Genomic DNA, 13477 nt, shown 5'->3' on the forward strand with positions numbered 1-13477 from the left:
CGCGCTCGTCGAAGAAGTCGGAGATCACCACCGCCAGCCCCTGTCGCAATCCCATCGCCGCCAGTTGCTCCGCCGCGGGCGCCAGTGCGGTGTTGCGACCCGCCTCCCACCCGGCGATGCTGCGCCCGACTCGCGCCAGACTGGCCTTGCCCGAAAGTCCGCGCGCCTGCACCGAAATCGCATCCGAAAAGGGATAAAGGCCAAGACTGTCGTGCTGCCCCAGCACGATCGCCGCCAGCGCCAGCGTCAAGCGCTGGGCGGCATGGATGCGCGGCGTCTCTTCGATGAACATGCTGCGCGAAAGATCGACTAGGAAGTGCACCGGAATGTCTTGCCGTTCCTCGAACACGCGCACGAACAGGCGACCCAGGCGGCGATAGGAATTCCAGTCGATCCCGCGCAGATCGTCGCCCGGCACGTAGGGCTTGAAATCGGCGAAATCGAGCCCCTGCCCCCGCGCCGTGCTGCGCTGTTCGGCCAGGCGGCCGCCTTTCTCGGCACGGGCGATTGACAAGGCGAACCGCTGCACTCTTGCGAGAAACACCGGATTGAACAATTCTTCAAAAGTCAGCGGCAAGGCAGTCAAGACCGGGCTCCGGGACAACAATGGTCGAGGCAGGCGGCCCAAACGCAAGATCGCATGACGGGGCCGGGCCTCAAGACCCGGCCCCTGCGGGGCGGAAATAAGCGCGCACGAGGCGGCGTTCCTGCGGGGTCATGGGCCGGTGCTCCAGCCGACCCGCATCGCCGTCGAACCGCCCGCGATTTTGCGCCGCCAGAGCGCTGGACGCACCGGCGCGGGGCGAACCTTTGCGCGTCACACTGGTCACTGGGCCGGGATTGGCGACCCCAGCGAGCCGATCCTGCATCGGCACCGCCAGCATAAGCGACAAAGCCCCGCGTGCAGACTTGAGGGCATCCTGACCATCGCGCCGCCCCTGGCTACCGCTGCCCTGTCCCTGCCCCGAATCCTGGGACTGGTTCTGGCCGCCGGACTGGCTGCGGTTCTGCTTTTGCTGCCCCCGCCCGCTGCCGGACTGCGACTGCTGGGGCTGCCCTGGCGGCATCGCGCCGGCAGACGACTGACTGCCCGGCGCGTTCGGCGCGGGAGCGGAGGCACCCGCCTGCCGGGTCTCCGCCCCGTCGGGACGGCCCGCACCTTCGGCGTTCGACCGATCGCTTGCCTTGGTCCCGCCTGCGTCCTGCGACGGCGACGGATTGCCGCGCGCAGCTTCGCCCCCCCCGCGCTGGTCGTTCATGGCCTGACCCCGCCCCGGCGAGGGACCTCTGCCATCGCCGCCACCTGCACCGCCGGAGCGCTGCCCCGCGTCACCGGCGCCGAGGGAACGCGAGTTCCGCCCGACGCCGGCTTTCAGGGACCCCGTGTGATCCATGCCCGATTGCCTGTCGCCGCCGCCTCCAGTCGGCGACGAGCCTGTGTCGCCTCCGCTCACCATCCCGGCCGGACGATCGCCCGCCGCATCTTCGCGCACGATGGCGTCAAGCCCCGGCATCGCCGCCACGGCGCCGATGATCGCCCTGGCCGGGACGCTGTCGGCCGCCGGGCGATGCAGATGCTGCTGCAGCGACGTGGCCGCGACAAGGGCGACAGCCGCAGCGACCCATGCCAGCCGCCGCGGGGCCAGCGGGTCACCCCCGCCTTCCAACGGCAAAAGGGTCGCCTGGGCCCTTTCGATCCAGGGACCAGCTTCGGCAATGGCGGCGCCGTGAAAGCCTGTGACTTGGTCATGAGCGAGAAATTCGTCGGCCGTACGCAGTCGGTCCTTTAGGCCCAGCCGCAAGTCGTGCAGCGCAAGGCCCGCCCGCACTCCCTCGTGATGGCCGCGCCGCGCCGCGACATAGGCGCCCGCGAATCCCAGCCCCGAGACGACCAAGGCGCCGGCAGCGACCATCTCCAGGCGCACCGGCACGAACCAGCTCAATCCCAGCCCCACCACGGGCATGACCGGCAGCATCGGCAGCGACACCGAAAGCGCCCGACGTAGCGCCGAAATCCGCGAGCGGCGGTCCAGCCAGGACAGCCCGCGCGCGTCGATTTCCGCCAGTCGGCTCGCCATCGGTGAAAAGTTGCTGATCATCTAAGTCCTGACTGAGCGTCGAACCATGTTGCTACTCTCCCAGGCTTGCATGAACCTTGCGGCGAGCCTTTGCGAGTGCCCAAGTTCGTCGGTTCTGGCGGCGTGCAAGGTTGCTGCAAGCCTGCCATGCGCAATTGCGGGTGCCAATTCAGCTGTCAACGCTCGGACCCTGCCTTGAACCTCGCATTTTCACGTCGTTTCTCGCACTCGCTCCCGCTGATCCTCGCAGCATTGCTTTCCACTGCGGCGCGCGCCGCGCCTCCGCCTGCGGCCCCGGTCGACATGCAGGTCGACACGCCCCGGATCGACGTGCGCCAGTTCGTCCTGCCGAACGGCCTGAAGGCGCTGGTCTATTCCGACCATTCGGTGCCCAGCGTTTACGTCGGCATCCGTTACAAGGTCGGCTCGCGCGACGAGCCTGCGGGGCGCACCGGCTTCGCCCATCTGTTCGAGCATCTGATGTTCCAGTCCACCAGCAACCGGAAGGGCGACTTCCTGCCGGTGCTGACAGCCGCCGGCGCCGCTGACGTCAATGGCATGACCACGACCGATTGGACCGAATATCATGAAACGGTGCCGACCAACGCACTTGACTTGGCGCTCTGGCTCGAATCCGACCGCATGAGCAACCTGGCGGACGGGATCACCCAGACCGAACTCGACGAACAGCGCGGCGTCGTCGAGAACGAGAAGCGCGAGAGCGAACTTGGCCCTGGCGCTCACGGGATGGAGCGCTATCTGGCGGGCTACTATCCCCCCGGGCACCCCTACGCGCACCAGACCATCGGCTCGATGGACGATATCGAAAAGGCCTCGCTCAGCGACGTGAGGCAGTGGTTCACCGACTATTACGGCGCGGGTAACGCCGTGATCGTGCTGGCGGGGGACATCGATTACGATACCGCGAAGGCTAAAATCGAGACCTATTTTGGAGCCGTCCGCCCCGGCAAGCCGGTGGATCGGATGCTGCAATGGCTGCCCGCCTTCGCCGCGATCAAGCGCGATCGGGTGTTCGAGCAGGTGGCGACGCCCAACATTACCCGCAGCTGGCCCGTCAGCAACGAGGACCCACGCGAACTCACCCTCCTGCAGCTGGCCGCGCGCACGATGGCGGGCAACCGGAACAGCCTGCTCGACCAGCGGCTCGTCAACGAACAGCACATCGCCGACGGCGTTTCCGCCACGCTGGGCGAAAGCGAACTCGGCTCGACCTTCGCGCTTAACGTCAGCCTCCATCCCGGCGTCAGCGTGGAGCGCGCCGAGGCGGCGATCGATGCCGCACTATCCGAATTTCTCCGGGTTGGCCCCTCGCGCGCTCGCATGAGCGCGGTGAGCACCGCCAGCGACGACGAGATCCTTCAACTGATGGAAAGCGCGCCCGCGATCGGTTCATGGCTGATCGGCGGCGAAGTCGATCACGGCGATCCGCTGTATTTCCTCAAGCAGCGCGCCTGGATGGTAGCCGCCACCCCGCAGGATGTTCGCGCCGTCACGGCCAAATGGTTGCAGCGCCCTTATTACGAGGTCCACACGCTCCCTACTCCGCAAGCGAGTGCCGCTGCCGCCGATGTCGATCGCGCGCATATGCCGGTGCCCGGCCCGCTGGATGTCCACGTCGCGTTCCCGCCGGTGCAGACGCAGCAACTGCCCAACGGCATGAAAATCGTCGTGGCCGAGCGTCATCGGCTGCCGCTGGTGCGGGCCAGCCTGCAATTCGCCACCGGCAGCCTGGCAGATCCCCGGTCCGGCTCGGGCGTCGCGCAGCGAGTGTTCGACCTGCTCGGCGCGGGCACCCGGCGCTTCGACGCCAATGGTCTCGCCGCCGAGATGTCGCGTCTGGGCAGCGGCATTTCCGCCAGCGCTGGGGCGCGTCAGAGCTCCGTGAACTGGGGCGCTACCGCAGGCAAGCTGGACCCGACCATGGCGCTGGTTTCCGAAGTGATCCGCCATCCCGCCTACCCGCAGGACCGTATCGACCGGCTGAACGAATCCATCGACACCGGCTTCGACGGTTACGAGCGCAATCCGGCAGGCGCCGCCGACCCGCTGCTCGAACGGGCCTTGTGGGGTGCGGATCATCCTCTGGGACGCATCACCCGGCGCGCCGACGCCCATCGCATCACCCGCGATGAATTGGTCGCCTTCCACGACACCCATGTCACCCCGGCCAATGCGACGCTGTTCGTCGTTGGCGACGTGACCCCCGCCCAGGCGCGCAAGCTGGCGGAACGATACTTTGGCGACTGGGGCGTGCCCTCCCGTGCCGTCAGCGCTCCCGCTGCGATCGGAGCAATGGCGCCACCTGCGCCAGCCCAGAACACCCCGCGCGTGATCCTCGTCGATTCGCCCGGGGCGGAGCAATCGACGATCCTTGCGGGCGAAATCGTCGCGCCGTTCGATGCGCAGACGTCTGCCGCCGAAGCGCTGGTGAACGGCGCCCTCGGCGGCAGCTTCGACAGCCGCCTCAATACGGACCTGCGGGAAAACAAAGGCTGGGCCTACAATTTCGGCAGCAGCATCGGCGGCGACACCATCGGCCCGCGCATGCTGACCGTGGGCGGCAGCGTCCAGACCGACAGGACCTCCGACAGCATCACCGCCGTGCGCAGCCAGATCGCCGCATTCGCCGCGACCGATCCCATCAGCCAAGATGAGCTCGACCGCGAGCGTGCATCCGCCCTTCGAGCCCTTCCCAGCAGCTTTGGCGGCAACGCCGCGATCCTGACCGCGCTGACCAGCGCGGCGGCGGCGGGGCTTCCCTTCAACCGGCAGGAAACCACCGCCGCGCGGCTTTCCGCCGTGACGCTGGACGATGCCCGCACGCTCGCCGCCCGCCTGTTCCGGGCCGATGCTCTGACCTGGGTGATCGTCGGCGATCTCAAGCGGGTGGAAGCGCAGGTCCGCGCCCTCGGGCTCGGCCCGGTCGAGGTCTGGGATGTCTACGGCCAGCGCCTTCGCTGACGCGCCGGCCCGAATCGATCGCGGCACCAAAGAACAGTACAAAAATGCGGATCGTTATTCAGTCCGTTTTCATTAACTTGCGGCGCTTCCCAAGCTGGCGGACACGCGCAAGACCTTGCGGCGTGAACCGCGCAAGGTCCGTGCAAGCTTGAGACCGTAGCAAAAACGCCATGATCGACAACGTCTGGGCAAAGTACCCGGACGGATAGCAGCAGGGGCACCGCGCATACTTCGGGTCGCATAAAACGACGCGGGCGCGGTTTGTGATATCGCCAGTCATGAGGGGGCATACCGTGTCTTTCACACTTCGGGTTTCATCCATAGCAATCGCAGCGGTTTTGGCCGGATCGCTTCCCGGCAACGTCCGCGCGCAGGACCAGTCCGCGCCGCAAGACAGCACGACGCGAGACGCCGCCGACGCCGCCGACGCCACCGCGATCCTCTCTACGCCTGCCGCGCCCGCGGAGCCTACGGCGATCCCCGCGAAGAAGCCGGATAAGCGCAGGAAGGCCGCATCCGAGCCGGTCGACAGCACTATCGAAGTCACCGGCAGCCGCCTGACCAATGGTGATCCCACCGCCCAGGTGCAGGTCATCACGGCGGAGGACATCAAGTCCCGCGGTGTGACCAGCGTGGAAGAGCTGATGCGGACCATCCCGCAGAACCTCAACACCATCGGCGCCATCACCAACGAACGCTCGCGCGGGCCGCTGTCGCAGCAGGAGCGCGGCAGGGCGGGCGTGTCCACCCTGGGTTCGCTGGGCGTTTCCGCCGCGAACCTTGGCGGCAGCGGCGCGGGTAACACGCTGGTCCTCGTCAACGGACGCCGCATGGCGGGCGCCGCGGGCATTGAGGACGGTTTCGTCAATCTCAACTCGATCCCGCTCAGCGCCATTGACCGCGTCGAGATCGATACCAGCGGATCGGCCGCGATCTATGGCGCCGACGCCATCGGCGGTGTCATAAACTTCATCCTGAAGAAGAACTACACCGGCACCACGATCAGCGCCCAGCACGAATTCTCCGCAAACGAGGCGAGCAGCAGCCGCGTCAACATCGCCTCGGGCTATGCCTGGGGCAGCGGCAGCATCTCCGGGACGGCGAGCTACGATCATCGCAATCCAATCAACAACCACAAGTCCGGCTACACTACCCAGAACTATTCCAGCTTCTACGACGGCGATCCCCAGTACGACCTGCGCGATTGGACCCGCGGCCTGCAGCCCGGCGTCATCTCGGTTCCCGGCTATCAGATCGACCCGACGACAGGTGAATCGATCTACGTGAGCCGGGGCATGTCCATTCGTCCCGGCGTAACGAGACGGCCGACCATTGGCGACTTCGTCTATCTGGATGACGATCAGAAGCGCGATTACGTGCCCAAGTATGCCGGCCCGCAGTCCAACACGATCAGCGGCAGCCTGAACTTCGAGCAGCACATCACCGACAAGCTGAGCATTTTCGCCAACGGTCTCTACACGCACGCCAAGGCGAGCCAGGACCAAGACTATTACGCCGGTCTGAGCGTTCAGCTAGCCCCCGGTCAATATTACAACCCGTTTCCCGCACAGTATTTCAGTCCCTACAGTCCTGCGACGACTGTCTATTATTTCCCCGATGCGGAACTGACGAACGGCGATATACCGCCTAGCCGGGCGGTCAGCACATCCGACACCTGGTCGATCAACGCCGGAGCCACCTGGCAGATCAACAAGCGTGCCAAGCTTGAGTTCGTCTTCACGACATCGACGGCCAAGAGCACGTCACATTCCACCCTCCTTGGTTCGCTGGTGACGAGCTACGGGGCCGACCCCAGCTCGCCGAGCGGCTATTCCTGCTACAACTATCAGCTTGCCTCGGGCACCTATACCGGCGCGAACCTGGCTGCCGTACAAGCCGCCTACGAGAAGCAATGCGCCGCCTTGACAAGCTCGGACCCGGCAGTGGCCTTTAACCCCTGGCGGACGGGCGCCAGCGACCCGGGAGGCAAGGTCACCGACTTCATTTACGAAGACGCGCAAGAACAGCGCCAGTCGCAGGTCAAGAATTACGAGTTGCGCCTGACCGGCTCACTGCTCGACCTGCCTGCCGGGCCGCTCGATTATGCCATCGGCGGGGAATACAACGATGACGGCGTGAACAGCCGGGAGGTCAACAACTTCACTGGCACGGCGGTCGGACGCAAGCGCTACGCCTTCTTCGGCGAGGTGACCGTGCCGATCCTGAGCGGAGCTTTCAGCCTGCCTCTGGTGCGCGAGCTGACAGTGAACGCCGCGATCCGCAACGACACGTACCTTACCGACGGCGCGATCGGCACGGTAGGCGGAATCCCCTTCGATCAGGGCGGCGAGCTTGTGTTCGCTCACAACCGCTTCTCGCGCTACACGCCGTCATTCGGCGTGCGCTGGGCCCCATTTCACGAACTGGCCTTGCGCGCCAAGTGGAGCAACGGCTTTCGCGCACCGCCCTTCACTCAACTGTTCAGCGTGGCGGGCACAAGCCAGTACCAGACGATCATATTCAACGATCCGGGCTATACCTGCACGACGGACTGCGCATTTGGAATGCAAGCCTATTACGTTCCGCAGACCACCGCTCCCAACCCCAACCTGAAGCCCCAGACTTCGCAGCAGCAGACTTTCAGCGCTTCCTGGGCGCCTACTGGCCCGCTGCACGGCCTGACGGCGGTAATGACGTACAACCACACCCGCATCCGCAACGAATACGCCAATCGTCAAGATTTGTTGTCAGTGATGAGTTCACGGGACACGCTGCTGATTGACCAGTTCTATCCGCGGGATCCGACCACGGGCAAGATCCTGGAGGCGCGCAACCTTACCTTCAACATCGCCGGATCGGAGTACGAATCGGTGAACTTCGAAGCTCACTGGCGCTTCGACACCGGCCTTGGCACCTTCACGCCCGGCGTGAACTATCTGCGCAACCTGAAGTCGGAACGCCGCATCTACCCGGGTACGCCCTCGATCAGCACGCTCGGCAAGGTATCCGGCGTCGACAAGTACAAGATCGTTGGTCAGCTGGATTGGCAGCGCGGCGATTTCAACGCGACGCTGTGGGCGTACTACACCCCCGCTTACGTCAACAACTACCTGAGCAACATGTATGCGGGCGTCGTGTCGAACGCGGAACAGGACCGGCCGGTCAGGTCGTTCACGACCTTCGACCTTACCGGCACCTGGCAGATCGCCAAATCCTTCCGGCTCAACATTGCCGGGCGCAACATCTTCGCCGCCAAGCCGCCGTTCGTCGTGATAGACTCGCGTCCCTACGACACCGCGCGCTATAATCCCGCGGGCCGCACTTTCGCTATCGAATTGCAAAAGTCGTTCTGATCGGAAATAGCAGGGCGGCGGTCACCGCGCCCAGCCCTGCTATCGTTCGGAGGTGCCCTTTTATGCGTCTGCTGCTGGTCGAAGATGAAGAAGACATCGCAGAGACACTCGTCGCCTATCTCGAAAGGCACGGCTTCGTCGTCGACGTCGCCGATTGCCTCGAAGTCGCTGAGCACGCTCTGAACGAGAACAGCTTCGATCTTGTCCTGCTCGACCGAGTGCTGCCGGACGGGGACGGCGTGTCGCTGATCGCCTTCGCGCAGGCCCGCAACCGCCCCCAGCGCTTCCTGCTGCTGACCGCCCTTGGGGACATTGACGATCGGATCGATGCCCTGGAACTGGGCGCCGACGATTACATGAGCAAACCGTTCGAGCCGCGCGAACTGCTCGCCCGGATACGCAATGTCCTGCGCCGCAATCTCAAGGGGGAGGGCGAGGTCCGCCGGTTCGGTCCACTCTCCTATCATGAGGAGAATTGCAGCTTCAGTCTCGAGGCCGAACCTCTGGCCCTGCGCCGCACTGAAGCTCTTATCCTTGAGGCACTAATGCAGCGCCCCGGCCAGCTCGTGCGGCGCGAGACGCTGGAGGCGCGGGTTTACGGATACGACAAGTTCGTCAACGGCAATTCGCTGGAATCCCAGATTTCGCGCTTGCGCAAAAACCTTTCCGACCGGCGCTCACCCTTGAAGATCAACGCCGTGCGCGGCATGGGCTACCAGCTGGCACTGGAATGAAACGCGCGATCAGAGCCACGTCACGCAAGGCTCATGCAAGCAATTCCCCTTAGATTCGACGCCGAGCCCAAGCTTTCAGCCAACGGATACCCATCCCCGATGCAAGACACGATAGAAGCGGCACGCGCCGGCGCTGCCGAATTCAAGGATACCTTTCAGCTTGTCCGGGCGGAAGTCCGCAAGATGATCGTCGGGCAGGAAGGCGTCATAGATGGCGTTCTCACCGCGCTGATGGCGGGCGGTCACGTGCTGTTGGAAGGCGTGCCGGGGCTCGGCAAGACGATGCTGGTCAGTTCCATCAGCCGAGCGGTGGACCTGCCCTTTTCGCGCATCCAGTTCACGCCCGACATGATGCCCGCCGATATCATCGGCACCACCATGCTCACCGACACCGCCACCGGCGGTCACGAACTGACGTTCCAGCAAGGCCCGATCGTCTCCAACCTGGTGCTGGCCGATGAAATCAACCGCGCAACGCCCAAGACCCAGTCCGCGCTGCTTGAGGTTATGCAGGAACGGCAAGTCACCGTCGGTCGCCGCACCATCAGGATGCCCGAGCCGTTCTGCGTGATGGCAACGCAGAACCCCGTTGATCAGGAAGGCACCTATCCGCTTCCCGAAGCGCAGCTCGATCGCTTCCTTTTTAAACTGATCGTGGGTTATCCGACGGAGCGCGATTATCACACGATCATCGAGCGCACCACTAGCGGGGAAGAGGCGACCCTCGCGCCGGTCACGGACGCCGCCACGATCAACCGGCTGCGCGGCATCGTCCGTATGGTGCCGGTGCCCGAAACGGCGCGTAGCTATGCGATCCGCCTCGTCATGGCGACGCAGCCGGGCAGCGACTACGCCCCTGACGCGATCAACCGCAACGTCGCGCTTGGAGCATCGCCGCGCGGCGTACAAGGCCTGATGCTGGCCGCAAAAGTGCAGGCCTTGCTTGATGGACGTTTCGCGGTCAGTACCGAGGATGTCGCCGGAGTAGCGATGTCCGTTCTGCGGCATCGCATCGTCCCCAATTTTCACGCCCAGGCAACCAATCTGACCTCCGACGATCTTCTGCAAGAGGTGCTGGCTCACGTGACCTCCTACTAGCCTACTTCAAAGGAAGAGAGTTAGGAGGCCTGATGAGGCTGCATCCACGGTGAGGACAACGGTCTGAATATAAGCTGGAAAGGCGATCGGTGATCGCCTTGGCGGGCTGCAGAGAGAGCGGGTTTACGGGGCCCTAATCCTTTTCTCCGCCCAGCCTCAGCGATTCTCCAGATTACAGGAAGTCGAGGCCATCATCTACACTGGGCACGGCGGAGAGTTCGGCCCAGCATCGGTCCCGGAAAAGATCCAGCCCCAGTTTTCTTCAAGTTGCTGAATGGGCTTGTTCGCAAACTCAGCACGCCTTCATCGGGTCGGCGAGCGCCTTGATTTGGTGATAGCGGATAGATTGGAGAAGCCGTTCCTGTATGTTGGTCATATCAAACATACGCGGCTCGAAGCGAAAGCAGGACCGAGGTTGAGCGGGATTTCAAGGCCGGCTAATCCAATAAATCCATCATCATGGGTCGCTATCAAGGTTTGCGTTGATTGCCTCCTGGTCCGGTGCCGGCCTGCATCTCAGGCGGCCTTCAGCGTAGTCTTCATCGCTTGAACCACCTCCGTTGTGGGTTCTGCAAGGGCCGCCACGGCCTGGATCTGGAGTGGCGCAGATATTGCGACGAGGATCGGCCGAACGGAGCCATCGGCAACAAGACCCCGATTACACTGGTAAATCCCGGCGACGCTCCCAGTTCGTCACCGTGACATTAGCCAAGAGGCGCTAGCTCGGCGTGGCCCATAAAATGGGCTCGGATCAAAAGTCATCATGCATCACTTGGGCATTCGGGTCTTTTCAGCACCAGTTTTCCGACAGGGGAATATTGGCGGGCTGTGGCCAGCAAGCTAATGAAAATTCTGGAAAGACTTCTGAACCAAGCGGGTAGCTGAAGAGGTACCCCTGCATCAGATCACAACCGATGTTGCGCAGTTGGCTCGCCTGCGCAATAGTCTCGACCCCCTCTACGACGCTGACCAATCCAAGCGAACGGCAGAGTCTGATCACCGCATCGACAATCGGCACACTGTAGGCGTTATCAAGAGCCAAGGCGAAGCTGCGATCAATCTTGACTTTGTCGAGCGGGAGGCGGTGAAGATTGCTCAAGCTGGAGTATCCGGTGCCGAAATCATCGAGCGCCACCTCCATGCCTATCGACCGAAACCGGCTAAGCGCACTGATCGCAGCATCGACGTTTCGCATCACTGCGGTTTCCGTCACTTCAATGCAGAGGCGGCCGGGATCGATTGGCGAGTTGCAGACCATGTCGAGAATCGCATTCACCGTATCTTCGCAATGCAGATCGCAAGCCGACACGTTTACTGAAAGGGTCTGCTCCCCCGGCAGGACTTCGAGGAGTTCCAAGGCCTCACGCATAGCCTTGCGTGTGAGCATATGGATCAAAGTGCTACGTTCAGCTATTTCAACAAAACGCTGCGGTGCAACTACCCCAAATTGGGCGCTTGTCCATCGCGCCAAGAGTTCGCCCCCAACTACGGTACCGGTTTTCGTCGAAACGATGGGCTGCACATCGAATTGCAATTCGCTTTCAAATTCGCTGGAATGTAATGCCGCCTCAATTGCATGGTCGTCAGTTATCCGCCGTTCAAGCTCTGGGCTGAAACGAATAGCACTGCCGGGATCTTCCCGTTTTGCGTGGTAGAGCGCATGATCCGCACGCTTGGCGAGCTCAACGGGGCTCAGTTCTGCATCGACAAAGGCTGCAAGTCCTATGGATGCCCCGATGCTTAAGTGGCGGTCGTCAATCCGCATCGGCGCCTTTAAGAGTGCAGACATCCTATCCGCGAGCAGTAGTGCGGCATCTGCATCCAGCCATAGGATCATGGCGAACTCATCCCCGCCGATACGATAGAGTGTGGCAGCGGGCCCTGCCGCATCGCGAAACAACCGGGCGACTTCCACAAGCAGGCGGTCTCCGACCAGATGGCCGAAGGTGTCGTTAACGTGCTTGAAGCGATCTAGATCAACCAATCCGACGGTCATCGCGTTGAGGTTGGCTGGGGTAGCGGCTGCCTCCAAATCTACGTAGAACCGCCCCCGATTGTAAAGCCCCGTGAGCCCGTCGCTGTCAGCAAGCAGGCGTGCCTCGCGCTCTTGCCGGCTCGCTTGTGCTGCGGTGTCGGACTGCACCGACAATTCGCGGTTGAGACTTCGAACTTGGCGCGCGATCATTATTGCGACGGCCAGAAACAAGGCGATGCACAAAACGATGACCGGCAACAGTTCGCGAACAGCCAATGACCCCGGAGCAAGGCGTTTCCAGGCAATCGTACCGATGTATTCTCCTGACCAATCGCGGACACCTGTCGAGGCTTCGCCTCGTGAGGCGTTGCTATCAGCTAGCCATCGAAGATTCTTGAGGCCAAAGCCTTTCTCCCATTCTTCCAGCAATTTGTGGTCAAGCAAACGTATGTCGACGAAAATGCGGTAGGTGGACTTGTCGAGTGTCGACGGGCCTCTTTCCCGAACGATCGGCGAGAACGCAATCAAGGCCGGGGTTCCTCTCGCCTTTCCGACAAGAACAACCGCGTCGCCCCGTCGTCTAACAGCGGCTTCATTCTCGGGAACTCTGGCAAGCAACGCCTTCAGCGTTCGAGACCCGATCAACTCAACAAGTGGCGGCTCCTGCCCTCCTGGAAGGTGCGCGAATAGCGTACGTCCATTTGCGTCAATCACATAGCTTAGGCCTATGGGAGTTCCCCATTGCGACACGATCCATGGATCTTGCATTGAGCCGTATGAATGGGCGAATGCATCGTCCCAGTGCGCATTGATGTAAGCTTCGTTGCTGATGCGAGAGCGTTCGCGATCGATAGCGCCGGATATCGAAATCGCAGCCAGCCGATCGGCGTGTTCATCCGCGTGCGACACAAGAAAGCTCACGATCAGCACTGAAGTGAGAACTGAAAGGCCGACCAAGACAGTCAGCAATGCGGTATCGGACGTGCTGCCGGCTCGCGATACGCGCAGCGCAGCACGGAATGCTTTTGCGAACGTAGCGTGAAAATCAGCCATCAACCTAAATTGGGTGAAACGCATTAACGTGCGGTAAAAACCTCATCCAAACGCGCGCTCCCAATAGGCTTAACTCATTTAGTGCGGATTCCGGGGTCATCCCGGCCACCATTCCGATTTGATCCCGGCCGGGATTCCAAGATGATGCCGGCCACCATTCCGAGCAATTCCCGGCCACCCGGGAGGGAGTGAGAAGTCCGATCG

At 62.8% G+C, this 13477-nt stretch carries 7 protein-coding genes; 4 read left to right on the forward strand and 3 right to left on the reverse strand.

Going from position 1 to position 13477, the window contains the following annotated elements; all coding sequences use genetic code 11:
- Together ACYPYD_RS02635 and ACYPYD_RS02640 are read right to left on the reverse strand one after the other, a co-directional pair.
- The coding region (locus ACYPYD_RS02635) for a DUF58 domain-containing protein (RefSeq protein WP_459661972.1) at window positions 1–514 on the reverse strand (514 nt) is incomplete at its 3' end.
- Between the two features lie 142 nt (window positions 515–656).
- Complete coding sequence (locus tag ACYPYD_RS02640; protein ID WP_459661973.1) at window positions 657–2099, reverse strand: hypothetical protein; 1443 nt, start codon at window positions 2097–2099, stop codon at window positions 657–659.
- Window positions 2100–2273: 174 nt separating this feature from the next.
- On the opposite strand from ACYPYD_RS02640, the gene ACYPYD_RS02645 reads away from it, so the two are divergent.
- From ACYPYD_RS02645 to ACYPYD_RS02660, 4 genes are all read left to right on the forward strand, one after another.
- Entirely contained in the window at window positions 2274–5060 is a 2787-nt protein-coding gene (locus ACYPYD_RS02645) for a M16 family metallopeptidase (protein WP_459661974.1), read from the forward strand.
- 338 nt (window positions 5061–5398) lie between these two features.
- Window positions 5399–8413: a TonB-dependent receptor domain-containing protein gene (locus ACYPYD_RS02650; RefSeq protein WP_459661975.1), complete on the forward strand. Its 3015-nt coding sequence runs from the start codon at window positions 5399–5401 to the stop codon at window positions 8411–8413.
- Window positions 8414–8475: 62 nt separating this feature from the next.
- Window positions 8476–9147: a response regulator transcription factor gene (locus ACYPYD_RS02655; protein ID WP_459661976.1), complete on the forward strand. Its 672-nt coding sequence runs from the start codon at window positions 8476–8478 to the stop codon at window positions 9145–9147.
- A gap of 33 nt (window positions 9148–9180) precedes the next feature.
- Window positions 9181–10245, forward strand: coding sequence for an AAA family ATPase (locus ACYPYD_RS02660; RefSeq protein WP_459661977.1), 1065 nt, complete (start codon window positions 9181–9183; stop codon window positions 10243–10245).
- A 790-nt stretch (window positions 10246–11035) separates the two neighbouring features.
- On the opposite strand, the gene ACYPYD_RS02665 is transcribed toward ACYPYD_RS02660, so the two are convergent.
- On the reverse strand, window positions 11036–13273 hold the full coding sequence (locus ACYPYD_RS02665) for a putative bifunctional diguanylate cyclase/phosphodiesterase (RefSeq protein WP_459661978.1): 2238 nt from the start codon (window positions 13271–13273) through the stop codon (window positions 11036–11038).
- Window positions 13274–13477 lie beyond the last annotated feature (204 nt).

The organism is Novosphingobium sp. 11B (assembly GCF_054589055.1).

Excerpts from the sequence above, each read along its gene's own strand:
- ACYPYD_RS02640 (WP_459661973.1), bottom strand. The coding sequence starts at position 2,099 with ATGATCAGCAACTTTTCACCGATGGCGAGCCGACTGGCGGAAATCGAC.
- ACYPYD_RS02655 (WP_459661976.1), top strand. The coding sequence starts at position 8,476 with ATGCGTCTGCTGCTGGTCGAAGATGAAGAAGACATCGCAGAGACACTC.
- ACYPYD_RS02660 (WP_459661977.1), top strand. The coding sequence starts at position 9,181 with ATGCAAGCAATTCCCCTTAGATTCGACGCCGAGCCCAAGCTTTCAGCC.
- ACYPYD_RS02665 (WP_459661978.1), bottom strand. The coding sequence starts at position 13,273 with ATGGCTGATTTTCACGCTACGTTCGCAAAAGCATTCCGTGCTGCGCTG.